Raw genomic sequence first — 26,057 nt, 5'->3', positions numbered from 1 at the left:
TCACTCCCAGTCCCAGCCGATGCCCACGACCCCCGTCCGCACCCGTGGTTCGACGAGGTGGACCGAGCGGTGCGGGCCGCTCAGAGGAAGGATCTGCCGGCCGCTGCGGGGGGCCGCGGCGGAGTGCTGGCTGAAGCGGTGGCAGCGCAGGGGCAGGGCCCGTTCGTCGAAGCGGACCTGGAGGGCGTACTGGCCGCCCGTGGATCGGAAGCCACGGACGTACTCGGTGCACACACCGGCCGTGCCGTCGTCGAAGCCGTAGCGGAAGAGGTACGTGTCACCGCTGCGCAGCCGGGTGTCGAAGAGGAGTTCGGCGACGAGGACGCCGGTCTCCCGGTCCCAGCGCACCCTGCCGCTGCGGCAGTTCTCCAGGGCGCGGACGGCCATTCGCTCCGGCGCGCAGCCCGGGTCGCCGTGATGGACGGCCACATAGCGGTCCACGCCGTCCTTGTGGGCGCGCACGATGTGCTGGGACTCGCGGCCCAGCAGCTCCCGGCCCGCACCGACGCGGACCCGCTCGTGGTGGCCGACGGTGTGGACACCGCCGTCGAGCGGCACTCGCAGTTCGCCGAGGAGGCGCTCCAGGACGTCGGAGGCCTCCACGACCGAGCGGTACGAGCGGCCGGCGGGGCGCTCCGGGCCGGGGTGGTCGTCGGCCCGGGCGAGCAGCCGGATCAGGGACTCGTCCGGGAGCTGGAGGATCTCCTCCAGGGCCCGCACGGCCCGCAGCGACTCGGGACGCTGGGGGCGCCGGGCGCCCTGCTGCCAGTAGCTGAGACTGGTGACACCGACCTTGACCCCGTAGCGCGAGAGGTGGTGCTGCACGCGCTGCAGCGGCAGGCCGCGGGCGGCGATCGCGGCGCGCAGCGCGACATGGAAGGGGCCGCCCCGCAGGACCGACTCCAACTCCGCCGTGGCGGCGTCCGTCATCGTCGCGACGTCCGCGTGCTCTGTGGCGTGCCGCATGCAGAGACCTTTCTGTAGAAGAGAGCGCGACGGGTGGTAGGACCATGCGGGCCGAGGGGGCCCAGTGGATTCTCGGGGGCCTCGCCCCTCCACCCCGCGGCCGTCGGCGGCCGTCCGTACGTACCCCCGTGCGTACCTCTGTCCTCTGTCCGCACCTCCGTCCGCGCATCCGTCCGTCCGCGCATCCGTAGGGAAGGCTCCTTGCCCCGAGTTCCTCCGCATTGAAGCGTGTTGACCAGGTCCCGACAACACCTGATGCGTCACATGGCCGGACACCGTCGGCAAGATCCTCAACGCGCCAGGGGCCCCTGATCAGGCCCCAGCAGGTCCCGTAGCGCCCGCCCCGAGAGCTTCGACTTGTGCAGAAAACCCCGGGCGGGACTGGCGGCGACGAGTTCCTCGAAGTCGTCCAGCGGATGCGTGGAGGTGAGGATGATGACGGACGCGGCGGTGCGCGCGAGCCTCGGCGCGAGCTCCAGACCGCTCTCGCCGTCGAGGTCGATGTCCAGCAGGACGAGATCAGGGGCCAGTTCCAGGGCCCGTGCCAGCGCCTCCGCGCCTGTGCGGGCCACACCGACGACGCGGATCCCGTCGCGCTCCAGCAGCGTACGGGCAGCCTCCAGGAACCGGGCGCTGTCATCGACGAGGAGACAGCGCGTGGACATGCGCACAGCCTCCCAAGGCGGTCATGGACGCACATTCCGGCTAGCGGGAAAGAGTGGGCCCCACCGCGCACCCTCCCGTGGAATGTGCCCACGTCCTGTGCCGGAACGACGGGTTCACTCTCACCCAGGGAATCGGGTGCGACACGAGGAGTAGCATGTCGCTGCCCTGGGGGCCGTACCCTCCGGTCAAGTGGGGGTGTGCGATGCAGAAACAGCGCCGGGACCTCGGAGAACGTCCCGTCCGCCGTGCCCTGTTGTCGGGTTCGGCGGCGGCCGTCCTGCTGCTCGCCGGATGCAGCGGCGGTGACGGCGGCGGCCGGGTGGACGAGGAGGGCAAGGCGGCGGCCGACACGACCTGCGACGGACGGATCGAGGGCACCGCCCACATCACGATGTGGTTCCACGCCGGGCAGAGCGGAGAACAGAGCACGCTCAAGAGCCAGGTCAAGGAGTTCAACAGGTCCCAGCGGCAGGTGCGGGTCGAACTGGTCACCCTGCCCGAGCAGCGCCCGTACAACGAACTCGTCCTGTCCGCGGCGGCCAGCGGCGACCTGCCCGACCTGCTCGACTTCGACGGCCCGAACCTCTACAGCTACGCCTGGTCCGGCACCCTCAAGCCGATCGACTCCTGCGTACCCGCGAGGATCCGCAAGGACCTGCTTCCCTCCATCCGCGAACAGGGCACGTACGACGACCGGTTGTGGGGCGTCGGCACGTTCGACTCCGGACTCGGCCTGTACGTACGGCCGTCGGTGCTCAGGAAGGCGGGCGTGCGCGTCCCGAAGGGCGTCGACGACGCCTGGACGGCCGACGAGCTGACGCGGATCCTGCGCAAACTGCGCGCACAGGGCTACGAGGCGCCGCTCGACCTGAACTTCACCGACTCCCGCATCGCGGACGAGTGGAACACCTACGCCTTCGCACCGGCCGTGTGGTCGGCGGGCGGCGACCTCATCGACCCCGAGGAGTTCCGCACGGCCGACGGATTCCTCAACGGCCCCGAGGCCGTCGAGGCACTCACCACCATGCAGAACTGGGTGAAGCAGGGCTATGTCGACAGGGACGAGAAGAAGGACAAGAGCGCGTTCGTGAAGGGTCGCAGCCCCATCTCCTGGATGGGGCACTGGAAGTACGGCGAGTTCAGCAAGGCGTACCCGGGCGACGTGGCGATCGTGCCGCTGCCCGATTTCGGCACGGGTACCGTCACCGGCATGGGCTCCTGGCAGTGGGGCATCCCCTCGGGGGGCGCCGACGGTGACGCGGTGTGGCGCTTCCTGGAGTATCTGCTGCGGCCCGAGCAGGTGGCGAGGATGAGCGAGGCCAACGGCGCGATCCCCGCGACGGAAGGGGGCGTGAAGCTGTCCCCGCTGTACGGCCAGGACGGCGCGGAGCGGCTGTTCATCGAGCAGTTGCGCAGCGGCGCCGCCCGGCCGAGGCCGCAGACACCGGCGTACCCGGCGGTCACCGTCGCGTTCTCGCACGCGGTCGCCGACATCGTCTTCTCCGGAGCGCCCGTCCGGAAGACGCTGGACAAGGCGGTCGAGAGCATCGACCAGGACCTCGCGGCCCACGACGGATACCCGAAGAGCGGACCATGACGCGAGCCGCCGGACCCCGGCGCAGCACGCCCCGCGCGGCGGGCCGGCTCGGCACGGTGCGGCCGGCCCGCCGGGCCCCGGCGGCGCTCCTGCTCTGCATGGCCCTGCTGCTCGCGGGCTGCGAGGCGGGCGGGGACGGCGACAAGGACACCCGGCGTGCCTCCGACGTGACCTGCGACGGGCGGATCGACGCCCCCGCGCAGATCACCATGTGGTACCACCGGCCGTCGGCACGCGGCGAACTGGAGGCCCTGCGCGCCCAGGTGAGGGCCTTCAACACCGCCCAGGACGACGTGACCGTCCGGCTTGTCCACCATCCGAAGGGCGACCACGACGAACTGGTCCGCGAGGCGGCCGCCGACGGCGAACTGCCGGACCTGCTCGACTTCGACGCCCCGAAACTGTTCAGCCACGCCTGGGCCGGCGACCTCCGGCCGATCGACTCCTGCGTCCCGAAGTCCCTGCGCGCCGACCTGTTGCCGTCCGTCCTCGAACAGGGCACCTATCGCGGCAGGCTGTGGGGGCTCGGCACGTTCGACTCCGGACTCGGGCTGTACGTACGGCCGTCGGAGCTGAAGAAGGCGGGCGTACGCATCCCGCGGGGTGTCGGCGACGCCTGGACCGCCGACGAGTTCACCGGCATCCTGAAGAAGCTGCGCGCGCACGGCCACGAGCGGCCCCTGGACCTCCAGCTGCAGTGGGCCGACACCGAGTGGGGCACGTACGGCTTCGCACCGGCGCTGTGGTCGGCGGGCGGCGACCTCATCGACCGCTCCACCTATCGAACGGCCGACGGTGTGCTCAACGGGCCGCGGTCGGTCCAGGCACTGACCACGCTGCAGGGCTGGGTGAAGACGGGCTACGTGGACGCGAACAAGGACTTCGAGGCCTTCCAGAAGGGCAGAACCCCGGTGTCCTGGGCCGGCCACTGGTCGTACGGGCGCTACACCGAGGCCCACCCGGGCGACGTGGCGATCGTGCCGCTGCCCGACTTCGGCACGGGCAGCGCCACCGGCATGGGCTCCTGGCAGTGGGGCATCCCCGCGGGCACGGCGGACGGCGACGCCGTGTGGCGGTTCCTGGACTTCCTGCTGCGCCCCGAGGAGATCCTGCGGATGACCGAGGCCAACGGCGCGATTCCCGCCACCGGAACCGCGATCGAGCGGACCGACGCCTTCGCCGAGGGCGGCCGCGCACGCCTCTACATAGAACAACTGCGCACCGGGACCGCACGTCCCCGGCCGCAGACCCCCGCCTATCCGGCGATCACCGAGGCCTTCTCCCACGCCTTCGCGAAGATCATGCGCGGAGGGGCCGTGCGCCCCGCGCTGGACGAGGCGGTGCGGGCCGTCGACCAGGATCTGGCGGACCACGGGCACTACCCCCCGACCGGACCGTGAGGCCCGGCCGTGCTCCGCCCGCCGTCCCACGGACGTACCCCCGCCCCGCGCCCCACCGAGGTCCGCCGGCCCGCCACGGGCGCGATCACCGTCCCGTTCCTGGCGCGGCTGCGCGTCGGCCCCAAGCTGATGCTGCTCGTCCTGCTGCCGGTCACCGTCCTGCTGTCCTTCACGGCGTTCACCGCCATGACCCAGTGGCAGGAGGCGCGGACCCTGCGCGACTTCGACACCGCGATCGAGGTCTCGTTCGCGACCAGCGAGGTCGGAGGCGCCGTGGCCCGTGAGCGGATCGCCGCGGTCGAGGCCCGGCTGGATGCCGGACCGGACACCCTGCGCGCCCGGACGCAGGCCCAGCGGGTCACCGACGACGCCCTGCGGCACGCCTTCGGGGAAGCCGTGGACCGGCAGGTGGGGTCCGACGTCGCCGGGGTCCTCGACTCCGTACGCCGCCAGCTGCACGCCCTGCGGGTCCAGACCGGCACCGGCTCGCTGGACGCCCGGACCCTGACCCAGCGGTACGAGGTGATCCAGAACAGGGTGCTCGACACGGTCGCCGGCCTCGAAGCCGGGCGGCCCACCCGGGCCGCGGGCCGCGCGGCCGACGCCCACATGGCGATGCTGCGGGCCGTCGCCGCCACCGAGAGTGAACGCGCGGAACTCGCCATCCTCTTCCACACACCCGGCGAGCGGCGCACCACCGCCGCCGCCGGTCGCTGGACCGAACTGGAGAAGTCCCAGCTCAGAAGGTTTCGGCTGACCGCCTCGGACGGACTGAACGCCGAACTGCACACCGTGATCTTTCAGGCCCCCGGACGCGAGGTCCGCACGGTCCGTGACCTGCTCGCCGCCGACACCGACCCCCGGCCCGCCGACTGGCCCTCGTACGACAGCTGGCTCGACGACTCCGCGCGCTACGTCGACGCCCTGCGCGGCATCCAGGACCGCGCCGCCCGCGAACTCGACGACACCGCCCACCGCGATCTGCGCGCCATACGGGCCCGGGCCCTGACCGAACTGGGCATCTCCCTCGCCGTCCTGACCTTCGTCACCCTGTTCGCGCTGGCCCTGCGCCGCTCGATCACCCGCCCTCTCGGCGAGGTCTCCGAGGGCGCCCGCGCCCTGTCGGAGGGCGACCTCTCGTACGACATCCACTACACCGGACGCGACGAACTCGGGGACGTCGCCGACACGTTCCGCGAGCTGCGGGTGACCAGCGGACGGCTGGCCGGCGAGATCCGGGCCATGAACACCGCGATCGACGCGGGCCGGCTCTGCCACCGGGCCGACGTCGACTCCTTCGACGGCACCTGGGCCCAGCTGCTGGGCGGCATGAACGGCACCATGGCGTCCTTCGCCGCCGCCCACGGCCGGCGCAGACGGGCCGAACAGGAGCTGGAGGGCATCTTCAACCTCTCCATGGACCTCCTCTGCATCAGCGGCGTCGACGGCTACTTCAAGCGCGTCAACCCGGCGTTCGAACGCACCCTGGGCTACCCGATCGAGACGCTGACCTCCCGGCCCCTGCTCGACTTCGTCCACGAGGAGGACCGGGACAAGACCCGCGAGGCCATCGCGCTGCTGGCGAGCGGCACCGAGGTCGCCGAGTTCGTGAACCGGTACGTCCGTGCCGACGGCACCGAACGCTGGCTGCAGTGGAGCGCCCGGCCGGTCCCGGAGGAGGGCCTCGTCTACGCCGCCGCCCGCGACGTCACCGAGAGCCGCCGGGCCGCGCTCGAACAGGCCGCGCTGCGCCGGGTCGCCACCGCGGTCGCGCGCGGCGTACCGCCGGCCGACGTGTTCGGGAAGGTCGCCGAGGAGGTGGCGTCCCTGCTGGGCACGGCGGCGGCCGTCCTGCGCCACGAGCCCGACGGCGGCGTCAAGGTCCTCGGGATCGCGCACGCGCGCGGGGACGAGGCCGCCGAGATCGTCCGTACGGCCCGCCGCGAGGCGGCCCGGAAGACCATCGACGAGGTGGCCCGCACCCGGAGCGCCGCCCGCTCGGGGACCTGTGTGGGCGCCCCCATCGTCGTCGAGGGCTGCCTGTGGGGGGTCGTCGTGGCCGCCTCGCTCCTCGACCCGCTGCCCGGGGGCACCGAGTCCCGGCTCGCCGACTTCACCGAACTGATCGCCACCGCGATCGCCAACGCCGACAGCCGGGCCCAGCTGGCCGCCTCCCGCGCGCGCGTGGTCGCCGCCGGGGACGCCTCCCGGCGGCGCATCGAACGCGACCTGCACGACGGCGTCCAGCAGCGCCTGGTCTCCCTGCAACTGGAACTGAGGATGGCCGAGACCCTGGTGGATGACCCCTCCTCGGAACTGGCCCGGCGGCTGGACCAGCTGGCCAAGGGCCTCGACGACACCTTCCAGGACCTGCTGCAGGTGGCCCGGGGCATCCACCCCTCCGTCCTCTCCAGGGGTGGCCTGGGCCCCGCTCTGCGCGCCCTGGCCCGCCGCTGCGCCGTGCCCGTGGAACTCGACCTCGCCTTCGGCAAGGCCCGCTTCCCGGAACAGGTCGAGGTGGCCGCCTACTACGTCATCTCCGAGAGCCTCACCAACGCCGTCAAGCACGCGCGCGCGAACGTGGTGACCGTGGCGGCCGAGGAGCGCTCGGGCGTGCTGGAACTGGTCATCCGCGACGACGGCGACGGGGGGGCGGAGCCCGACAAGGGCTCGGGGCTGATCGGGCTCATCGACCGGGTGGAGGCGATCGGCGGCCGGTTGACGGTCGTCAGCCCGCCCGGCACCGGGACCACGCTGAGCGTGCGTCTGCCGCTGGCGCCGCCGCAGGAGGAGGACGCGGCGGTCGTCCTGCCGCGTATGTGACGTGTGCGACGTGCATGACGTGTGTGACCGCCCGAAGCGTACGCGGTGAGGCCCGTTCAAAGGGGGGAGTTCGGGACTCGGTACGGGCGTACGTTCCGGGCGGCCGAATCGGACGGCGGAGACGGCCGTCCGGTCCCGGGGCAGGGCGGATGACTCGCCGTCTCCCGTCGGAGGCGCCGGTCCACCCGCGGCCGCACATCTGCGAGCATGGCGGACAGACGTTCAGGTGTCTTCACGGCCCTCCCCCAACTAGGCTTCCGGCTAGCCGTAAGACCCGTGTTCAGGCAGGCTGTCGAGACGAACGGGACAGGTCGGGCAAGGGGGAGGCCGAGACCATGGAGGCCGATCAGCATCCGGTGCGCGGACGGGTGGTGCTCGCGGACGACGACGTGCTGCTGCGGGAGGGGCTGGCGAGCCTGTGCGAGCGCGTCGGCTACGAGGTGGCGGGCCAGGCGGGCGACGCCGACGGGCTCATGGACCTCGTCGAGACGGAGCTGCCGGACATCGCGATCGTCGACATCCGGATGCCGCCGACGCAGTCCACGGAGGGGCTGAAGGCCGCCGGCACCATCCGGGAGCGGTATCCGTCGGTCGGGATCCTGGTCCTGTCGGCGTTCGTCGAGGTCGAGGACGCCCTGGAGCTGCTGGCCGGCGGGCGCAGCATCGGGTATCTGCTCAAGAGCCGGATCACGGTCGTGGACGAGTTCCTGGAGACCCTGGACCGCATCCGCCGGGGAGGGTCGGTGGTCGACCCCTCGCTGGTGCAGGAGCTGGTGGCGGCGCAGCGCCGTGACGATCCGCTGTCGATGCTCAGCAATCGTGAGCGAGAGGTCCTCGGCCTGATGGCGGAGGGGCGGTCCAACTCGGGCATCGGCCGTCGGCTGTGGGTGACCGAGGGGACCGTCGAGAAGCATGTGCGCAGCATCCTCGGGAAACTGCGGCTGCCCGAGGAGCCGGACGACCACCGGCGGGTCCTGGCGGTGCTGACGTTCCTGGAGACGCGTTAGAGCCCGGGGCGCGGTGCCCTCCGGCCGCTGCGCTCCGTCCACAGGGCCCCCGGGTTGTCACTCCCCGCCAGTAGGGTGTGGAGCATGGCCGATCCCTCCAGCTACCGCCCCAGCCCGGGGCAGATCCCGGACTCTCCCGGGGTGTACAAGTTCCGTGACGAGCACCGCCGGGTGATCTACGTCGGGAAGGCGAAGAGCCTGCGTCAGCGCCTGGCCAACTACTTCCAGGACCTGACCGGCCTCCACCCGCGCACCCGCACGATGGTCACCACGGCCGCCTCCGTGGAGTGGACCGTCGTGTCCACGGAGGTCGAGGCGCTGCAGCTGGAGTACTCCTGGATCAAGGAGTTCGACCCCCGGTTCAACGTCAAGTACCGCGACGACAAGAGCTATCCGTACCTCGCGGTCACGATGAACGAGCAGTACCCGCGCGTGCAGGTGATGCGCGGTCACAAGAAGAAGGGCGTGCGGTACTTCGGGCCGTACGCGCACGCGTGGGCGATCCGGGACACGGTCGACCTGCTGCTGCGCGTCTTCCCCGTACGCACCTGCTCGGCCGGGGTGTTCAAGAACGCGGCCCGCACCGGCCGGCCCTGTCTGCTCGGCTACATCGGCAAGTGCTCGGCGCCCTGCGTCGAGCGGATCTCCGCCGAGGACCACCGCGAACTGGCCGACGAGTTCAGCGACTTCATGGCGGGGCGCACCGGCACGTACATCCGCCGTCTGGAGAAGCGGATGACGGACGCGGCCGAGGACATGGAGTACGAGCGGGCCGCCCGGCTGCGGGACGACATCGAGGCCCTGAAGAAGGCCATGGAGAAGAACGCGGTCGTGCTCGCCGACGCGACCGACGCCGACCTGATCGCGGTCGCCGAGGACGAGCTGGAGGCGGCCGTCCAGATCTTCCACGTTCGCGGCGGACGGGTGCGCGGACAGCGCGGCTGGGTCACCGACAAGGTCGAGGCCGTCACCACCGGTGACCTCGTCGAACACGCGCTCCAGCAGCTCTACGGCGAGGAGACCGGCGACTCCGTGCCCAAGGAGGTCCTGGTCCCGGCGCTGCCCGACCCCGTCGGACCCGTCCAGGAGTGGCTCACCGGCCGCCGCGGGGCGGGCGTCTCCCTGCGCATCCCGCAGCGCGGCGACAAGAAGGCGCTCATGGAGACCGTCGCACGCAACGCCCAGCAGTCGCTCGTCCTGCACAAGACCAAGCGGGCCTCCGACCTCACGACCCGCTCCCGCGCGCTGGAGGAGATCGCCGAGGCCCTCGACCTGGACAGCGCCCCCCTGCGGATCGAGTGCTACGACATCTCCCACCTCCAGGGGGACGACGTCGTGGCCTCCATGGTCGTCTTCGAGGACGGACTGGCCCGCAAGAGCGAGTACCGCCGCTTCCAGATCAAGGGCCGGGTCGGGGACACGCAGGTCTGGCACGGCGAGGGCCAGGACGACGTCCGCTCCATGCACGAGGTCATCGCCCGCCGCTTCCGGCGCTACCTCGCGGAGAAGGAGAAGACGGGCGAGTGGGTCGAGGAGGACGGGGACGCGGGCGACGACCCGAACGCCTTCACCGAGGAGGACGGCCGCCCCAAGCGGTTCGCCTACCCGCCCCAGCTCGTCGTCGTCGACGGCGGGCAGCCGCAGGTCGCCGCCGCCCGGCGGGCGCTCGACGAGCTGGGCATCGACGACATCGCCGTCTGCGGCCTCGCCAAGCGCCTGGAGGAGGTCTGGGTGCCGGGCGAGGACGACCCGGTGGTCCTGCCCCGCAGCAGCGAGGGCCTGTACCTCCTGCAGCGGGTACGCGACGAGGCCCACCGCTTCGCCATCACCTACCAGCGCGCCAAACGCGCCAAGCGTTTCCGGGCGAGCCCCTTGGACGACGTGCCCGGCCTCGGGGACGCTCGCAAGCAGGCCCTGCTGAAACACTTCGGCTCGCTGAAGAAGCTGCGCTCCGCGACGATCGACCAGATCTGCGAGGTCCCCGGCATAGGCCGCAAGACGGCCGAGACCATCGCCGTGGCCCTCGCCGAGGCGGCTCCGGCCGCGCCCGCCGTGAACACGGCCACTGGAGAGATCATGGAGGAAGAGGAGCCCGGTACGACGGCGGACCCCTCTGGGGAGCCCGTGGCCGCGGGCGCCCCGGACCGGCGGCGAGGGCAGGAGACATGACCGAGCACGACGAACGACCGGAACTCCCGGAGCCCACAGAACTCCCGGGGCCCCCGGAGCGTCCGGAAGAGCAGCACCACGAGCACACGGCGGAGCGCGGGGAGGCCCACAGCGCGGTGGGCGACGGAACCCCGCAGCACCCAGCGCCACAGGAAGACGGAGCACACGTGAGTACGGGCATCGAAACAGCCGGGGTCCCCGAGGCGGCCATCCCCGAGCTGGTCATCATCTCCGGCATGTCCGGCGCCGGACGGTCCACGGCCGCCAAGTGTCTGGAGGACCTCGGCTGGTTCGTCGTCGACAACCTGCCACCCGCGCTGATCCCCACCATGGTGGAACTCGGCGCCCGCTCCCAGGGGAACGTGGCCCGGATCGCGGTCGTCGTCGACGTCCGCGGCCGCCGCTTCTTCGACAACCTCCGCGACTCCCTCGCGGACCTGGAGACCAAGCACGTCACCCGGCGCATCGTCTTCCTGGAGTCCTCCGACGACGCCCTCGTGCGCCGCTTCGAGTCGGTCCGCCGCCCGCACCCCCTCCAGGGCGACGGCCGCATCACCGACGGCATCGCCGCCGAGCGGGAACTGCTGCGCGAGCTGCGCGGCGACGCCGACCTGGTCATCGACACCTCCAGCCTGAACGTGCACGAGCTGCGCGCCAAGATGGACGCCCAGTTCGCCGGCGAGGAGGAGCCCGAGCTGCGGGCCACCGTCATGTCCTTCGGCTTCAAGTACGGCCTCCCGGTCGACGCCGACCTGGTCGTGGACATGCGCTTCCTGCCGAACCCCCACTGGGTCCCGGAACGCCCCTTCACCGGACTCAACGAGGAGGTCTCCGCGTACGTCTTCAACCAGCCCGGCGCCAAGGAGTTCCTCGACCGCTACACCGAGCTGCTGCAGATGATCGCCGCCGGCTACCGCCGCGAGGGCAAGCGGTACGTGACCATCGCGGTCGGCTGCACCGGCGGCAAGCACCGCTCGGTCGCCACCTCCGAGAAGCTAGCCGCCCGCCTCGCCTCCCAGGGCGTCGAGACCGTCGTCGTGCACCGGGACATGGGGCGCGAGTGACCGGACCCACCTCGTCCCGGCTGAGCAGGCTGAGCAGACTGCGCCGGGTCGCCCCGGAGGGCCGTGCGGACAGGCCCGTCGAGGCCCGCGGGGCCCGGCCGCGCCGCCGGGGAGCCCAGCCCAAGGTCGTCGCGCTCGGCGGCGGCATGGGCCTGTCCGCCTCGCTCGCCGCCCTGCGCCGGATCACCGGCGACCTCACCGCCGTGGTCACCGTCGCCGACGACGGCGGCTCCAGCGGACGCCTGCGGGACGAGCTGGGCGTCCTGCCGCCCGGCGACCTGCGCAAGGCGCTGGCCGCGTTGTGCGGCGACGACGACTGGGGCCAGACCTGGGCCCGTGTCATCCAGCACCGCTTCCAGTCCCAGGGCGACCTGCACGAACACGCGGTCGGCAATCTGCTGATCGTCGCCCTGTGGGAACAGCTCGGCGACCATGTCCAGGCCCTCGACCTGGTGGGCAGGCTGCTGGGGGCCCAGGGCCGGGTGCTGCCCATGTCGGCCGTACCGCTGGAGCTCCAGGCCCTGGTCAAGGGGCACGATCCGGCGCGCCCGGACGACGTCGAGACGGTCCGGGGGCAGGCGACCGTCGCACTCACCCCCGGTGAGGTGCAGTCCGTGCACGTCGTGCCGCACGACCCGCCCGCCGTGCCCGAGGCCGTCGCGGCGGTCCGCGACGCCGACTGGGTGGTGCTCGGCCCCGGCTCCTGGTTCTCCTCGGTGATCCCGCACCTGCTCGTGCCCGAGCTGCTCGACGCGCTCACCGAGACCAAGGCCCGGCTCGTGCTGTCGCTGAACCTCGCACCGCAGCCCGGAGAAACCGATGGCTTCTCCCCGCAGCGTCATTTGGAGGTTTTGGCACGACACGCCCCTAAACTCGCCCTGGACGTGGTGCTGGCCGACGAGGCCGCCGTGCCCGACCGCGACTCCCTGACCGACGCCGCCAAACGGTTCGGCGCCGCGGTCGAGCTGGCGCCGGTGGCCCGGCCCGACGGATCTCCGCGGCACGACCCGGAGCTGTTGGCCGCCGCGTACGACCGTATTTTTCGGATGCATGGAAGGATCGGCCCATGGCGATGACGGCAGCGGTGAAGGACGAGATCTCCCGGCTACCCGTCACCCGGACCTGCTGCAGAAAGGCGGAGGTCTCGGCGATCCTGCGGTTCGCGGGCGGGCTGCACCTGGTGAGCGGACGCATCGTGATCGAGGCGGAGCTGGACACCGCGATGGCGGCCCGCAGACTCAAGCGGGACATCCTGGAGATCTTCGGCCACAGCTCCGAACTGATCGTGATGGCGCCCGGCGGCCTGCGCAGAGGCTCGCGCTATGTCGTACGCGTGGTGGCGGGCGGCGACCAGCTGGCCCGGCAGACCGGTCTGGTGGACGGCCGCGGCCGCCCCATCCGGGGCCTTCCCCCGCAGGTCGTCTCCGGCGCCACCTGTGACGCCGAGGCGGCCTGGCGTGGTGCCTTCCTGGCCCACGGCTCGCTCACCGAGCCCGGCCGCTCGTCCTCCCTGGAGGTGACCTGCCCGGGCCCGGAGGCGGCGCTCGCGCTGGTCGGCGCCGCCCGCCGGTTGTCGATCGCGGCGAAGGCCCGCGAGGTACGGGGCGTGGACCGGGTGGTCGTCCGGGACGGGGACGCGATCGGCGCGCTCCTGACCCGCCTCGGCGCCCACGAGTCCGTGCTGGCGTGGGAGGAGCGGCGGATGCGCCGCGAGGTCCGGGCTACGGCGAACCGGCTCGCCAACTTCGACGACGCCAACCTGCGCCGCTCGGCCCGTGCCGCCGTCGCCGCCGGCGCCCGCGTGGGCCGTGCCCTGGAGATCCTCGCCGACGACGTCCCCGAGCACCTCGCGGCCGCGGGGCGGCTGCGCATGGAGCACAAGCAGGCCTCCCTGGAGGAGCTGGGCGCGCTCGCCGACCCGCCGCTCACCAAGGACGCCGTCGCGGGCCGGATCCGCCGTCTGCTGGCCATGGCCGACAAGCGCGCGTCGGACCTCGGCATCCCGGGCACCGAGGCCAGCATCACCGAGGAGATGGCCGAAAACCTGGTGGGGTGACAGATCGCCGGGAAGGCTCAACTCGCCGGTGCCGACGGCCACTTGTGCATGTCGGCACCGGCTTTCTGCTTTCCGCGTGAATTCCGTGATTGGCCTGTGTCGCCTCCTTGACTTGGCCCAGATCTGACATGAGCCTGGCGTCTGTTCGCTACTGGGGCGAACCACGCAAGGGGGGCTCATGAGACGAAGAGCGAGATCGATCCTCGCCACCGGCGCACTCCTGCTGGGCGGTGGCGCGGGACTCGCGCCGCTGGCCCAGGCCGCCGAGAACGACGGCTCCGACACCGACGAAGTCAAGGTCTTCCGGGCCGAGGTGACGAAGAAGCAGATACCGCTGCTGCTCGCCGCCGGGCAGGACGGTCACGAACTCAGCGAGCAGGCACCCGAGAAGGGCACCGCGTCGGTCGAGGTCTACCTCACCGACAAACAGGCGGACGCCCTGGAGGAGCAGGGCGTCAAGCTGAAGGAGCACCAGCTCACGCGTAAGGCGGAGGCGCGTGTGGACGCCGCCGCCGACGGGGTCTACCGCCCCTACAGCGGAGCCGGGAACATCAAGGAGGAGATCCTGCGGACGGGGCAGGAGAACCCGTCCCTGACCAAGGTGGTCTCCCTCGGCAAGTCCCTCCAGGGCCAGGACATCCTCGCCCTGAAGCTGACCAAGGACGCGAAGAAGACCAAGGACGGCGCCAAGCCGTCCGTGCTGTACATGTCCAACCAGCACGCGCGCGAGTGGATCACGCCGGAGATGACCCGGCGCCTCATGCACCACTACCTGGACAACTACAAGACGGACAAGCGGATCAAGAAGATCGTCGACTCCACCGAGCTGTGGTTCGTGATCTCCGCCAACCCGGACGGCTACGACTTCACCCACCGTGACGCCGCCAACCGCCAGTGGCGCAAGAACCTGCGGGACGTCAACGGCGACAACGCCATCACCGTCGGCGACGGCGTCGACCTCAACCGCAACTTCGCCTACAAGTGGGGCTACGACAACGAGGGCTCGTCCCCGTTCCCCACCAGCGAGACCTACCGCGGCGGCGGCCCCGGCTCGGAGCCCGAGACCAAGGCCCTGGACGCCTTCGAGAAGCGCATCGGCTTCGAGTACGGCATCAACTACCACTCGGCCGCCGAACTCATCCTCTACGGGGTCGGCTGGCAGGTGGCCACGCCCAGCCCGGACGACGTGCTCTACAAGTCGCTGGCCGGCACCCCGGAGAACCCCGCGGTCCCCGGCTACCACCCCCAGCTCTCCTCCGAGCTGTACACCACCAACGGTGAGGCGGACGGCCACGCGGCCAACGTCAACGGCACGGCGATGTTCACCCCCGAGATGTCGACCTGCCAGACGGCGTCGAACATCGACCCGAACGACGCCTGGAAGCCCGAGGACTGCGCCTCCGTCTTCACGTTCCCGGACGACGAGAAGCTGATCCAGCAGGAGTTCGCGAAGAACATCCCGTTCGCGCTCTCCGTCGCCGAGTCCGCCGCCACGCCCGACAAGCCGAAGTCCTCGGTCGGCGTCGACGCCCCCGACTTCACCCCGGCGACGTTCGGCACGTCGTACTCGCGCGGCAAGAAGCAGGAGGTCTCCGTCGTCGCCCGCAGATCCGTGAGCGACAAGGAGCTGAACTACCGGGTCAACGGCCGCGGCGCCACGTACCAGGAGAGGCTCAAGCCCTGGAAGGGCGGCGAGACCTTCGGCGGTGAGGACAACCTCTGGTTCGACGAGTACCGGGCCAGGGTGCGCGAGGGCGAGCCCGGCGACAAGGTCGAGGTCTGGTTCACCGGTGAGACCAAGAGCGGCAAACCCACCAAGAGCGAGCGCTTCACCTACACCGTGGCCGAACGCCCCAAGGGCGACATCCTCGTCGTCGCCGAGGAGGGCGCGACCGCGACCCAGACACAGGCCTACGTCGACGCCCTGAAGGCCAACAACAAGAGGGCGCTCGTCTGGGATGTCGCGACCCAGGGCGCTCCCGACGCGCTCGGCGTACTGGAGCACTTCAAGACCGTCGTGCACTACACGGGCGCCGTCCGTCCGGGCGTCGCCACCCAGCTCGCCCTGCGCGCCTACCTCAACGAGGGCGGCAAGCTGATCGAGGCGGGCGAGAGCGCCGGCGGCTCCGTCGACCTCGGCGACGGCACCCTGTCGAACGACTTCAGCCAGTACTACCTGGGCGCCTACAGCCGCACCTCCCTGCCCAACGCCACCGCCTTCGCGGGCCTCGGCAAGCTCGGCGGCTTCAGCGGCAAGCTCGGCGACGCGCCCGGGAACCCGCTGAACACGGCCGGCTCCTTCGGGGTCACCTCGGACGCCCTGTCCGTGGAGACGTTCCCGCAGTTCAAGAGCGCGGGAGCGGGCCAGTACCCCGGGACCGTCAACCCGTACGGCCCGTACGAGGGCGCGTCCATGGCGGCCGCCACGCACACCGACTACGCGTGGAACCGTCTCACCCGCACCATCGACCTCACCTCGGTGAGCGCGGCCGACAGGCCCACCCTGCGCAGCCAGCTGCTGTGGAGCACCGAGGAGGGGTATGACCACGCCCTCCTTGAGGCGCACACGGTGGGGGCGGACGACTGGACGACGCTGCCGGAGGCCGGCGGCGCCACCTCCACCGCCGTGCCCGTCGAGTGCGAGGCCGGGTACTTCATCCAGGGCCACCCGGCGCTGAAGCGGTACCTGACCCTGGGCTCCGGCGGCTGCACGCCCACCGGCACCAGCGGTTCCTGGAACAGCTTCACCGGGGCCTCGGACGGCTGGCAGAAGGTCGAGTTCGACCTGTCCGCGTACGCCGGGAAGAAGGTCGAGGTGTCGCTCAGCTACGTCACCGACCCCGGTTCCGGCGGTCGCGGCGTCCTGGCCGACAACGCCACCGTCGTCATCGGCGGCACGGCCGGCGCGGTCGAGGGCTTCGAGACGTCGCTCGGTGCCTGGAGCACTCCCGGTCCGCCCGCGGGCAGCCCGGCCGTGGTGAAGGACTGGGGCCTGTCGGGTGAACTGTTCAAGACCTACGGCGCGGTCACCACGGGCGACACCGTGCTGCTGGGCTTCGGTCTGGAGCAGGTCCCCGCGGCCGCCGACCGCAAGGCACTGCTCGGCAAGGCGCTGGCGGCTCTGAAGAACTGAGCGCCGACTGCGCCGAACGGCTGGAAGAAGGCCTCGTGAGCGGCCCTTGCGGACGTCTGGAATCAGATGATCGGGGGGCCGCTCAAAAGGTAATCACCTTGCAAAACCAGGGCGGTCCGTACCCCTACTGGCGAGTACGGACCGCACCGGCATGTATAGGGCATCTCGATGTCACTCGACGGGCCCGGGGGAGGTAGGGTCGTAGGCGGTCGGGGACATCCCATACAGCTCGCCGGCACTGAGCCGGCGTACCAACGAGGAGATCGGTTCGTGACGATCCGCGTAGGCATCAACGGCTTTGGCCGCATCGGTCGTAACTACTTCCGCGCGCTGCTGGAGCAGGGTGCTGACATCGAGATCGTGGCTGTCAACGACCTGGGTGACACCGCGACCACCGCACACCTCCTGAAGTACGACACCATCCTGGGCCGCCTCAAGGCCGAGGTGTCGCACACCGCCGACACGATCACCGTGGACGGCCACACCATCAAGGTCCTCTCCGAGCGCAACCCCGCCGACATCCCGTGGGGCGAGCTGGGCGTCGACATCGTGATCGAGTCCACCGGCATCTTCACGAAGAAGGCCGACGCCGCGAAGCACCTCGCCGGCGGCGCCAAGAAGGTCCTCATCTCGGCTCCGGCCAAGGACGAGGACATCACCATCGTGATGGGCGTCAACCAGGACAAGTACGACGCGGCCAACCACCACGTCATCTCCAACGCCTCCTGCACCACCAACTGTGTGGCGCCGATGGCCAAGGTCCTCGACGAGAACTTCGGCATCGTCAAGGGTCTGATGACGACGGTCCACGCGTACACCAACGACCAGCGCATCCTGGACTTCCCGCACTCGGACCTGCGCCGCGCCCGCGCCGCCGCCGAGAACATCATCCCGACCACCACCGGCGCCGCGAAGGCCACCGCGCTGGTCCTCCCGCAGCTCAAGGGCAAGCTCGACGGCATCGCGATGCGCGTCCCGGTCCCGACCGGCTCGGCCACCGACCTGGTCGTCACGCTGCAGCGCGAGGTCACCAAGGACGAGGTCAACGCCGCGTTCAAGAAGGCCTCCGAGGACGGCGACCTCAAGGGCTACCTGGCCTACACCGAGGACGAGATCGTCTCCTCGGACATCGTCAGCGACCCGGCCTCCTGCACCTTCGACTCCTCCCTGACCATGGTCCAGGAGGGCAACACGGTGAAGATCCTCGGCTGGTACGACAACGAGTGGGGCTACTCCAACCGCCTCGTCGACCTCACGGTCTTCGTCGGCGAGCAGCTCTGACCGACAGAGCAGGCACCTTCGTGTGACGTCGGGGCCCGTGCGGCGCAGGGACGCGCCGCCCGGGCCCCGACCCACGTACACAGCGGCCCTCCTACGATCACGAGCACCACACGTCCTCCTCGGGAGCCCTCTTTCATGAAGACGATCGACGAACTCCTCGCCGGGCCGGTCGCCGGCAAGCGGGTCTTCGTCCGCGCCGACCTCAACGTGCCGCTGGACGGCACGACCATCACCGACGACGGCCGCATCCGCGCCGTGCTGCCCACCGTCAAGGCACTGGCCGAGGCGGGCGCGCGGGTCGTCGTCGCCTCGCACCTGGGCCGCCCCAAGGGCGCCCCGGACCCGGCCTTCTCCCTCGCCCCGGCCGCCGCCCGCCTCGGTGAACTCCTGGGCGCCGACGTGGCGTTCGCGACGGACACCGTCGGCGAGTCCGCCACGGCCACCGTCGCGGGCCTGGGCGACGGCCAGGTCGCCGTCGTGGAGAACCTGCGCTTCAACGCCGGCGAGACGAGCAAGGACGACGCCGAGCGCGGCGCCTTCGCCGACCAGCTGGCCGCCCTCGCCGACGTCTACGTCGGCGACGGCTTCGGCGCGGTGCACAGGAAGCACGCCTCGGTCTTCGACCTGCCGGCCCGCCTGCCGCACTACGCCGGATACCTCATCGCCACCGAGGTCGGCGTCCTGAAGAAGCTCACCGACGACGTCCAGCGCCCCTACGTGGTCGCGCTCGGCGGCGCCAAGGTCTCCGACAAGCTGGCCGTCATCGACCAGCTGCTCGGCAAGGCCGACCGCATCCTCATCGGCGGCGGCATGGCGTACACCTTCCTCAAGGCCCAGGGCCACGAGATCGGCAGTTCCCTCCTCCAGGAGGACCAGCTCGACGCCGTCAAGGAGTACGTGGAGCGCGCGGAGCGGACCGGTGTCGAACTGGTCCTGCCCGTCGACGCCGTCGTCGCGCCCGGGTTCCCGGACCTGAAGAGCAAGGCCCCGGCCGACGCCACCGCGGTCGCCGCGGACGCCATGCCGACCGACCGGATGGGCCTGGACATCGGTCCGGAGTCGAACAAGCTGTACGCCTCGAAGATCGCCGACGCCGCCACCGTCTTCTGGAACGGCCCCATGGGCGTCTTCGAACACCCCGATTTCGCCGAGGGCACCAAGGCGGTCGCCCAGGCACTCCTCGACTCCGAGGCCTTCACGGTCGTCGGCGGCGGAGACTCCGCCGCGGCCGTGCGCATCCTCGGCTTCGACGAGAACGCATTCGGCCACATCTCGACCGGTGGTGGCGCCTCCCTCGAATACCTCGAGGGCAAGACGCTCCCCGGGCTCGCCGCACTGGAGGACTGACCCTCGATGACCGCTACGGAACAGAGCCGCCTGCCCCTCATGGCGGGCAACTGGAAGATGAACCTCAACCACCTCGAGGCCATCGCGCACGTCCAGAAGCTCGCCTTCGCCCTCGCCGACAAGGACTACGAGGCCTGTGAGGTCGCGGTCCTGCCGCCCTTCACCGACCTGCGCTCGGTCCAGACCCTGGTCGACGGCGACAAGCTCAAGATCAAGTACGGCGCCCAGGACCTGTCGGCCCACGACTCAGGTGCCTACACCGGAGAGATCTCCGGGCCGATGCTGGCCAAGCTCAAGTGCACGTTCGTGGCGATCGGCCACTCCGAGCGCCGCCAGTACCACGACGAGACCGACGAGATCGTCAACGCCAAGGTCAAGGCCGCCTACAAGCACGGCCTGACCCCGATCCTGTGCGTCGGCGAGGAGCTGGAGGTCCGCGAGGCGGGCAACCACGTCTCCCACACGCTCGCCCAGGTCGAGGGCGGCCTCAAGGACGTCCCCGCCGAGCAGGCCGAGACCGTCGTGGTCGCCTACGAGCCCGTCTGGGCCATCGGCACCGGCAAGGTCTGCGGCGCCGAGGACGCGCAGGAGGTCTGCGCGGCCATCCGCGGCAAGCTCGCCGAGCTGTACTCCCAGGAGACGGCCGACAGGATCCGCATCCAGTACGGCGGTTCGGTCAAGGCCGGCAACGTCGCCGAGATCATGGCGCAGGCCGACATCGACGGCGCCCTCGTCGGCGGTGCCTCCCTGGACGCGGACGAGTTCGTCAAGATCGTGCGCTTCCGCGACCAGTGAGTAGGCCCTGACGGCGTAACGTCGTACTCTTGCGGGGACCGGCCACGCGGCCGGTCCCCGCAGTCCATCAGAATCCGAGGAAGTTGGTCCAGCCGTGGTTATGGGGTTCTCGATCGCCCTGATCGTCTTCAGCCTGCTGATGATGCTGCTGGTGCTGATGCACAAGGGCAAGGGCGGAGGCCTCTCCGACATGTTCGGTGGCGGTATGCAGTCCTCCGTCGGCGGCTCCTCGGTCGCCGAGCGCAACCTCGACCGGATCACCGTCGTGGTCGGTCTGCTGTGGTTCGCGTGCATCATCGTCCTCGGCATCCTGATGAAGGTCAACAACTGACCTTTGGGCCGACACCGAGAGACAACGCGTCACGGACGCACCAATCCGCACGTAAAGCCCCATGACGGGTACGCGACTTCGAACGCGGCCTATCATGGGGCTTGCGTCTGTGGGCGGGATGTAACTCCAATCACTGGACGCGCGTTGGGCCTTACGTAGACTGAGGCGCTCGCAGCGAAGCGAAACGCCGACTCGCTTCGCCGCACCATCACGCAGGGAGTTACGACCGTGGCAAGTGGCAACGCGATCCGAGGAAGCCGGGTCGGGGCGGGGCCGATGGGCGAAGCCGAGCGCGGCGAGTCCGCACCCCGGCTGCGCATCTCCTTCTGGTGCTCCAACGGACACGAGACCCAGCCGAGTTTCGCCAGCGACGCACAGGTCCCCGACACCTGGGACTGCCCGCGCTGCGGCTTCCCGGCCGGACAGGACCGGGACAACCCCCCGGACCCACCGCGCACCGAGCCCTACAAGACACACCTCGCGTATGTGCGCGAGCGCCGCAGCGACGCGGACGGCGAGGCGATCCTCGCCGAGGCGCTCGCCAAACTGCGGGGCGAGATCTAGAAGTCGACACCGGCCGGGCACCGAAGGTGCCTGGCCGGAGCTGTTCCGGGGCTGCGGCTCGCGAGGTTCGCGTTCCTGCTGGTCAGGGCGCTTTCCGGAGCATGGCCATGTTCCGGAAGGCGCGCCGCCGACCTCGGTTGCCGTCGGCTTTCCCCGCCCTGTCCGTCGCCGTGTTGATACCGGTGCTCGGAAGGGACGTATCCGTTGTCGAACCGGACGACCGCGGGACGACAGCTCGTGTTCCCTTGTGATCAATTAGGTTGGGACCGGCAGCGGGGCAAGGTACGCAGGACCAGGTAGGAAAGAAGGCTGAAGTCCGAGATGAACGCAGAAAGCCGTACCAGGCTCGACCAGACGCCCGAATGGACCGCGCTGGCCGAGCACCGGGAGCAGCAGGGTGAGGTCCAGCTGCGCGAGCTGTTCGCGGCGGACCCCGGGCGCGGTGCCGGGTACACGCTGGAGGTCGGCGATCTGCACGTCGACTACTCCAAGCATCTGGTCACCGACGAGACGCTGCGGCTGCTGCGCGAGCTGGCCGCCGCGACCGACGTGTTCGGGCTGCGGGACGCCATGTTCCGCGGCGAGAAGATCAACACCACCGAGGACCGCGCCGTCCTGCACACCGCGCTGCGCGCCCCGCGCGACGCGGTGATCGAGGTCGACGGCGAGAACGTGGTGCCGGCCGTGCACGCCGTGCTCGACCGGATGAGCGGCTTCGCCGAGCGCATCCGGTCCGGGGAGTGGACCGGTCACACCGGGCGGCGCATCAAGAACGTCGTCAACATCGGCATCGGCGGTTCCGACCTCGGCCCGGCGATGGCGTACGAGGCGCTGCGCTCCTATACCGACCGCGACCTGACCGTCCGCTTCGTGTCGAACGTGGACGGCGCCGACCTGCACGAGGCCGTGCGGGACCTGGACGCGGCGGAGACGCTGTTCGTCATCGCCTCCAAGACGTTCACCACGATCGAGACGATCACCAACGCGACCTCCGCGCGCGAGTGGCTGCTCGCCGAGCTGAAGGCCGGCCCCGACGCCGTCGCCAAGCACTTCGTCGCACTGTCGACGAACGCCGGGAAGGTGTCGGACTTCGGTATCGACACGGCCAACATGTTCGAGTTCTGGGACTGGGTCGGCGGACGCTACTCGTACGACTCGGCGATCGGGCTGTCCCTGATGATCGCGATCGGCCCGGACCGCTTCCGGGAGATGCTCGACGGGTTCAGGATCGTCGACGAGCACTTCCGGACGGCGCCCGCCGAGTCCAATGTGCCGCTGCTCCTGGGGCTGCTGGGCATCTGGTACGGCAACTTCCACGACGCCCAGTCGCACGCGGTGCTGCCCTACAGCCACTACCTGTCCAAGTTCACGGCCTACCTGCAGCAGCTGGACATGGAGTCCAACGGCAAGTACGTGGGCCGGGACGGTGAGCCGGTGACGTGGCAGACCGGGCCGGTGGTGTGGGGCACGCCGGGGACGAACGGGCAGCACGCGTACTACCAGCTGATCCACCAGGGCACGAAGCTGATCCCGGCGGACTTCATCGGCTTCGCCGAGCCGGTCGCCGAGCTGAGCGACACGCTCAAGGCCCAGCACGACCTCCTCATGGCCAACTTCTTCGCCCAGACCCAGGCCCTTGCCTTCGGCAAGACGCCCGACGAGGTGCGCGCGGAGGGCGTGCCGGACGAGCTGGTGCCGCACAAGACGTTCCTGGGCAACCACCCGACGACCACGATCCTGGCGAAGGAACTGACCCCGTCGGTCCTCGGCCAGCTGATCGCGCTGTACGAGCACAAGGTGTTCGTCCAGGGCGCCGTCTGGAACATCGACTCCTTCGACCAGTGGGGCGTCGAGCTGGGCAAGGTCCTCGCCAAGCGGGTGGAGCCGGCGCTGACGGAAGGGGCGCAGGTGCCCGGCCTGGACGAGTCCACGAAGGCGCTGGTCGCCACGTACCGGACACTGCGCGGACGGTAGCCGTACGGGGTGGGGAAGCGGGCGGCCGCGCGACGTCCACTTCCCCACCCGGTCCGCGAGGCCGCCTCAGTGCCCCAGCCCGGCGCCCCCGTCGACCGGGACGACCGCGCCGCGGACGTACCCGGCGCCGGCCAGGAAGGCCACCGCGTCGGCGACCTCCTCGGGGGTGCCCAGGCGTCCGGCCGGGGTGGTCCGCAGCAGTGCGCCGCGCTGATCCGGTGTGAGGGCGCGGCTCATGTCGGTCTCGGTGAGGCCGGGGGCGACGACGTTGCAGGTGATGTCGCGGGGGCCGAGCTCCTGGGTGAGGGCGCGGGCGAAGCCGACCAGACCGGCCTTCGCCGCCGCGTAGTTGGTCTGGCCGGGGGCGCCGCGCAGGGCGGCCGTGGAGGAGACCAGGACGATACGGCCGTGGCCCGCGCGCAGCATGCCCCGCACCGCGCGCCGGGCGACACGGAAGGCCCCGGTGAGGTTGGTGTCGAGGACCGAGGTGAAGTCCGCCTCGGTCATCCGGACCAGCAGTCGGTCCTGGGTGGCGCCCGCGTTGGCGACCAGGACGGAGACCGGGCCGTGGGCGGTCTCCGCCTCCTCGAAGGCCTGGTCGACCTGGGCACTGTCCGTCACATCGCACCGTACGGCGAGGAAGCCCTCGGCGGCGGGGGGTTCGGTGCCCCGGTAGGTCACGGCGACCCGGTCCCCGGCCGCCGCGAAACGGCGGGCCATGGCCAGGCCGAGGCCTCTGTTGCCACCGGTGACGAGGACCGAGCGGGGCGTGGGCTGTGTCATCGCGCTGTCCGTCTCTCTCTGTCGGGTTTGTCTCTGTCGCCTACCGAGGGCCGTGTGCGCGGGCCCCCGACGGCCACCGCGCATCCGATGAGCGCGAGGGCGGCGACCGAGAGCGTGGCGGCGTACATGGTGTCGAGGAAGGCGCGGTCGGCGGTGGTGGCCAGCTAGGGCAGGGGCAGGGGCAGGGGCAGGGAGCGGGCGGCCTCGGCGGAGGCGCGGGCCTGTTCCTCGGCCGCCGGGGACGGACCCCGCGCGGCGCCGGGCAGTTCGGCGTCGGCCGTCCGGTGCCGGTAGACACCGGCGAGGATCGAGCCGGCCATGGCCACCCCCAGGGTGCCGCCGACCTGCCGGGTGACGCTGTTGACGGCCGAGCCGGCGCCCGCCGTTGCGGCGGCACCCCGCGCATCGTCACGGCCGTGACCGGTGCGCCGACCAGATCCATGCCGAAGCCCTGGATCCACAGCAGGACGGCGACGACCCAGAGGGGTGTCCAGCCAGATCAGCATCTGCGCGCAGACCACGACCAGGAGGCCAGGCCAGGAGCGGGCGGGTGGGGCGGCCGGTGTCGCGGTCGTCCGGCTCGCGGTGCTCACCGCGTGTCTCCGCCCTTCTCGTGACCGCGCGGCGCTTCGTGCGGTTCCCGGCGCCGCTCTCTGTCCGGTTCCGGGAGCCGCTCCCCGCCCAGCTCGGCGTGTCTGCGCAGGGCCCGCTCGATCAGGGCCTCGGCCGCGCCCGTGTACCGGGCCGGATCCAGCAGTTCCGAGAGCCGGTCGGGGGAGAAGCGGGCGGACAGTTCCGGGTCGGCGGCCAGCACCGCACGCAGGGGGCGACCGGTGTCGGCGGCCTCGGCCGAGGCCGTGGTCAGGAGCTTCTTCGCGCGGACCTTGCCGAGCACCGGGGCCAGCGCCACGTTCAGACGTTCGGTGACGATGGCGCCGCCGGTCAGTTCGAGGTTGGCCCGCATGCGCTCCGGGTGGACGATCAGCCCTTCCGCGAGTTCGACGGCGGTGTGCGCGGCCCCGCCCGTCAGTCGCAACGCCTCCCGCAGCGGCTGCCACTCGGCGTGCCACGCCCCGGCGGGTCTCTCGTCCTCGGCGAGCAGACACTGTGCCAGCACGAGGGCGTGCGCGGGGACCTGCCGGGCGGCCGACACGATCAGCGTGGCCAGCGCGGGGTTCCGCTTCTGCGGCATGGCCGAGGACGCGCCGCGCCCGGCCCCGGCTGGCTCCGACAGCTCACCGATCTCCGTGCGGGACAACGTCTGCACATCGAGCGCGAACTTCCCGAGCGCTCCGGTGACGAGCTGGAGCACGGCCCCGAGTTCGGCGACGGGAGTGCGGACCGTGTGCCAGGGGAGGGTGGGCTCGGCGAGGCCCAGCGCCTCGGCGAACGGCTTGAGCAGCTCCAGCCCGCCCTCACCGGTGCCGCCGTCGCCCGTTCCGGCCGGGCCCCCGCGGTCCAGAATCGCGTACTCCCGATAGGCGGCCAACGTCCCACCCGCCCCTCCCAACTGGGCCGGAAGCCGCGAGGCCACCGCCCGCACCCGCACCGACGCGTCGGTGACCAGCTCCAGCCAGCCCGCCGCCTTCAGCCCGAAGGTCGTCGGTACCGCGTGCTGGGCGAGGGTGCGGCCGGCGAGAACGGTGCGGCGGTGGGCGTCGGCCAGCGCGGCGAGGGCGGCCGTCACGCGCGACAGGTCCGCCGCGATCAGGTGGAGCACCCGGCGGCCGATCAGCATCGCCGCCGAGTCCAGGATGTCCTGGCTGGTGGACCCCCGGTGCACATACTCCGCCGCGGCCGGATCCTTCGCGGCGACGACCTCCCCGAAGACGGTCACCAGGGCGACCACCGGATTGGCGGCCGCCCGGGACGCGTGGGCGAGGGCAGCCAGGTCCAGACGTTCCGCGCGGGCCGCCGCGGCGATCGTCTCCACGGCGGCGGCGGGGGTCAGCCCGACCGCGTGCTGGGCGCGGGCCAGCGCCACCTCCGCGTCCAGCATGGCCTGCAGCCACGCCTCGTCGGTCACCTCGGCGGCGACGGGTGTGCCCGCCCAGGTGGGGGCGAGCAGGCCGGCATCGGTGCCCACGGATACGGGCATCGC

Annotated in this window: 20 protein-coding genes; 15 read left to right on the top strand and 5 right to left on the bottom strand. The window is 71.2% G+C overall.

The annotated features are described in order from the left end of the window. Both H4687_RS11690 and H4687_RS11685 read right to left on the bottom strand, forming a co-directional pair. Nucleotides 1-966, bottom strand: coding sequence for a hypothetical protein (locus H4687_RS11690; RefSeq protein WP_046913486.1), 966 nt, complete (start codon nucleotides 964-966; stop codon nucleotides 1-3). Between the two features lie 290 nt (nucleotides 967-1,256). Then, on the bottom strand, nucleotides 1,257-1,631 hold the full coding sequence (locus H4687_RS11685) for a response regulator (protein ID WP_005477953.1): 375 nt from the start codon (nucleotides 1,629-1,631) through the stop codon (nucleotides 1,257-1,259). Nucleotides 1,632-1,834: 203 nt separating this feature from the next. On the opposite strand from H4687_RS11685, the gene H4687_RS11680 reads away from it, so the two are divergent. From H4687_RS11680 to pgi, 15 genes are all read left to right on the top strand, one after another. Continuing rightward, a complete protein-coding gene (locus H4687_RS11680) occupies nucleotides 1,835-3,229 on the top strand; it encodes an ABC transporter substrate-binding protein (protein WP_046913497.1) in 1,395 nt (464 codons plus the stop codon). Continuing rightward, nucleotides 3,226-4,629, top strand: a complete 1,404-nt coding sequence (locus H4687_RS11675; RefSeq protein ID WP_046913485.1) for an ABC transporter substrate-binding protein — start codon at nucleotides 3,226-3,228, stop codon at nucleotides 4,627-4,629. Before H4687_RS11680 ends, H4687_RS11675 begins: the two co-directional genes overlap by 4 nt. 129 nt (nucleotides 4,630-4,758) lie before the next feature. Then, the gene (locus H4687_RS11670; RefSeq protein ID WP_078907431.1) at nucleotides 4,759-7,452 is read left to right on the top strand and encodes a PAS domain S-box protein; all 2,694 of its coding nucleotides are present in this window, start codon (nucleotides 4,759-4,761) and stop codon (nucleotides 7,450-7,452) included. Nucleotides 7,453-7,787: 335 nt separating this feature from the next. Then, nucleotides 7,788-8,459 (top strand): response regulator transcription factor, encoded by a 672-nt coding sequence (locus tag H4687_RS11665; protein WP_020115213.1) that lies wholly within the window; start codon nucleotides 7,788-7,790, stop codon nucleotides 8,457-8,459. A gap of 84 nt (nucleotides 8,460-8,543) precedes the next feature. Next, on the top strand, nucleotides 8,544-10,628 hold the full coding sequence (uvrC, locus tag H4687_RS11660) for an excinuclease ABC subunit UvrC (RefSeq protein WP_046913483.1): 2,085 nt from the start codon (nucleotides 8,544-8,546) through the stop codon (nucleotides 10,626-10,628). Further along, nucleotides 10,625-11,692: an RNase adapter RapZ gene (rapZ, locus tag H4687_RS11655; RefSeq protein WP_192781666.1), complete on the top strand. Its 1,068-nt coding sequence runs from the start codon at nucleotides 10,625-10,627 to the stop codon at nucleotides 11,690-11,692. Before uvrC ends, rapZ begins: the two co-directional genes overlap by 4 nt. Next, nucleotides 11,689-12,768 (top strand): gluconeogenesis factor YvcK family protein, encoded by a 1,080-nt coding sequence (locus H4687_RS11650; RefSeq protein WP_046913481.1) that lies wholly within the window; start codon nucleotides 11,689-11,691, stop codon nucleotides 12,766-12,768. Before rapZ ends, H4687_RS11650 begins: the two co-directional genes overlap by 4 nt. Beyond that, nucleotides 12,759-13,748 (top strand): DNA-binding protein WhiA, encoded by a 990-nt coding sequence (gene whiA / locus H4687_RS11645; protein WP_005477942.1) that lies wholly within the window; start codon nucleotides 12,759-12,761, stop codon nucleotides 13,746-13,748. Before H4687_RS11650 ends, whiA begins: the two co-directional genes overlap by 10 nt. 178 nt (nucleotides 13,749-13,926) lie before the next feature. Next, on the top strand, nucleotides 13,927-16,881 hold the full coding sequence (locus H4687_RS11640) for a M14 family metallopeptidase (RefSeq protein WP_046913480.1): 2,955 nt from the start codon (nucleotides 13,927-13,929) through the stop codon (nucleotides 16,879-16,881). Nucleotides 16,882-17,151: 270 nt separating this feature from the next. Continuing rightward, complete coding sequence (gene gap, locus H4687_RS11635; RefSeq protein ID WP_005477940.1) at nucleotides 17,152-18,162, top strand: type I glyceraldehyde-3-phosphate dehydrogenase; 1,011 nt, start codon at nucleotides 17,152-17,154, stop codon at nucleotides 18,160-18,162. 135 nt (nucleotides 18,163-18,297) lie between these two features. Continuing rightward, nucleotides 18,298-19,509: a phosphoglycerate kinase gene (locus tag H4687_RS11630; RefSeq protein ID WP_046913479.1), complete on the top strand. Its 1,212-nt coding sequence runs from the start codon at nucleotides 18,298-18,300 to the stop codon at nucleotides 19,507-19,509. Nucleotides 19,510-19,515: 6 nt separating this feature from the next. After that, complete coding sequence (gene tpiA / locus H4687_RS11625; RefSeq protein ID WP_078907408.1) at nucleotides 19,516-20,304, top strand: triose-phosphate isomerase; 789 nt, start codon at nucleotides 19,516-19,518, stop codon at nucleotides 20,302-20,304. 100 nt (nucleotides 20,305-20,404) lie between these two features. After that, complete coding sequence (gene secG / locus H4687_RS11620; RefSeq protein WP_005477937.1) at nucleotides 20,405-20,635, top strand: preprotein translocase subunit SecG; 231 nt, start codon at nucleotides 20,405-20,407, stop codon at nucleotides 20,633-20,635. Between the two features lie 228 nt (nucleotides 20,636-20,863). Then, a complete protein-coding gene (locus H4687_RS11615; protein ID WP_003957010.1) occupies nucleotides 20,864-21,199 on the top strand; it encodes an RNA polymerase-binding protein RbpA in 336 nt (111 codons plus the stop codon). Between the two features lie 321 nt (nucleotides 21,200-21,520). Further along, nucleotides 21,521-23,173, top strand: coding sequence for a glucose-6-phosphate isomerase (gene pgi, locus H4687_RS11610; protein ID WP_046913478.1), 1,653 nt, complete (start codon nucleotides 21,521-21,523; stop codon nucleotides 23,171-23,173). A 66-nt stretch (nucleotides 23,174-23,239) separates the two neighbouring features. On the opposite strand, the gene fabG is transcribed toward pgi, so the two are convergent. The 3 genes from fabG to H4687_RS11595 all read right to left on the bottom strand — a co-directional run bounded on the left by fabG (nucleotide 23,240) and on the right by H4687_RS11595 (nucleotide 26,054). After that, a complete protein-coding gene (fabG, locus tag H4687_RS11605; protein WP_046913477.1) occupies nucleotides 23,240-23,956 on the bottom strand; it encodes a 3-oxoacyl-ACP reductase FabG in 717 nt (238 codons plus the stop codon). 164 nt (nucleotides 23,957-24,120) lie between these two features. Beyond that, entirely contained in the window at nucleotides 24,121-24,549 is a 429-nt protein-coding gene (locus H4687_RS11600; RefSeq protein ID WP_225966659.1) for a hypothetical protein, read from the bottom strand. After that, the gene (locus H4687_RS11595) at nucleotides 24,546-26,054 is read right to left on the bottom strand and encodes a class-II fumarase/aspartase family protein (RefSeq protein ID WP_225966658.1); all 1,509 of its coding nucleotides are present in this window, start codon (nucleotides 26,052-26,054) and stop codon (nucleotides 24,546-24,548) included. Before H4687_RS11595 ends, H4687_RS11600 begins: the two co-directional genes overlap by 4 nt. Between the last annotated feature and the right edge of the window lie 3 nt (nucleotides 26,055-26,057).

The sequence above is a fragment of the Streptomyces stelliscabiei genome, from assembly GCF_014873495.1.
In the GTDB taxonomy this organism is placed as follows: Bacteria; Actinomycetota; Actinomycetes; order Streptomycetales; family Streptomycetaceae; genus Streptomyces; species Streptomyces bottropensis.
This window is presented reverse-complemented; position numbering and strand designations above follow the sequence as displayed.

What these genes read in the sequence shown, in the direction of transcription:
- H4687_RS11690 (WP_046913486.1), bottom strand. Translation starts at nt 966, where the DNA reads ATGCGGCACGCCACAGAGCACGCGGACGTCGCGACGATGACGGACGCC.
- H4687_RS11685 (WP_005477953.1), bottom strand. Translation starts at nt 1,631, where the DNA reads ATGTCCACGCGCTGTCTCCTCGTCGATGACAGCGCCCGGTTCCTGGAG.
- H4687_RS11680 (WP_046913497.1), top strand. Translation starts at nt 1,835, where the DNA reads ATGCAGAAACAGCGCCGGGACCTCGGAGAACGTCCCGTCCGCCGTGCC.
- H4687_RS11675 (WP_046913485.1), top strand. Translation starts at nt 3,226, where the DNA reads ATGACGCGAGCCGCCGGACCCCGGCGCAGCACGCCCCGCGCGGCGGGC.
- H4687_RS11670 (WP_078907431.1), top strand. Translation starts at nt 4,759, where the DNA reads ATGCTGCTCGTCCTGCTGCCGGTCACCGTCCTGCTGTCCTTCACGGCG.
- H4687_RS11665 (WP_020115213.1), top strand. Translation starts at nt 7,788, where the DNA reads ATGGAGGCCGATCAGCATCCGGTGCGCGGACGGGTGGTGCTCGCGGAC.
- uvrC (WP_046913483.1), top strand. Translation starts at nt 8,544, where the DNA reads ATGGCCGATCCCTCCAGCTACCGCCCCAGCCCGGGGCAGATCCCGGAC.
- rapZ (WP_192781666.1), top strand. Translation starts at nt 10,625, where the DNA reads ATGACCGAGCACGACGAACGACCGGAACTCCCGGAGCCCACAGAACTC.
- whiA (WP_005477942.1), top strand. Translation starts at nt 12,759, where the DNA reads ATGGCGATGACGGCAGCGGTGAAGGACGAGATCTCCCGGCTACCCGTC.
- H4687_RS11640 (WP_046913480.1), top strand. Translation starts at nt 13,927, where the DNA reads ATGAGACGAAGAGCGAGATCGATCCTCGCCACCGGCGCACTCCTGCTG.
- H4687_RS11630 (WP_046913479.1), top strand. Translation starts at nt 18,298, where the DNA reads ATGAAGACGATCGACGAACTCCTCGCCGGGCCGGTCGCCGGCAAGCGG.
- tpiA (WP_078907408.1), top strand. Translation starts at nt 19,516, where the DNA reads ATGACCGCTACGGAACAGAGCCGCCTGCCCCTCATGGCGGGCAACTGG.
- secG (WP_005477937.1), top strand. Translation starts at nt 20,405, where the DNA reads ATGGGGTTCTCGATCGCCCTGATCGTCTTCAGCCTGCTGATGATGCTG.
- pgi (WP_046913478.1), top strand. Translation starts at nt 21,521, where the DNA reads ATGAACGCAGAAAGCCGTACCAGGCTCGACCAGACGCCCGAATGGACC.
- fabG (WP_046913477.1), bottom strand. Translation starts at nt 23,956, where the DNA reads ATGACACAGCCCACGCCCCGCTCGGTCCTCGTCACCGGTGGCAACAGA.
- H4687_RS11595 (WP_225966658.1), bottom strand. Translation starts at nt 26,054, where the DNA reads ATGCCCGTATCCGTGGGCACCGATGCCGGCCTGCTCGCCCCCACCTGG.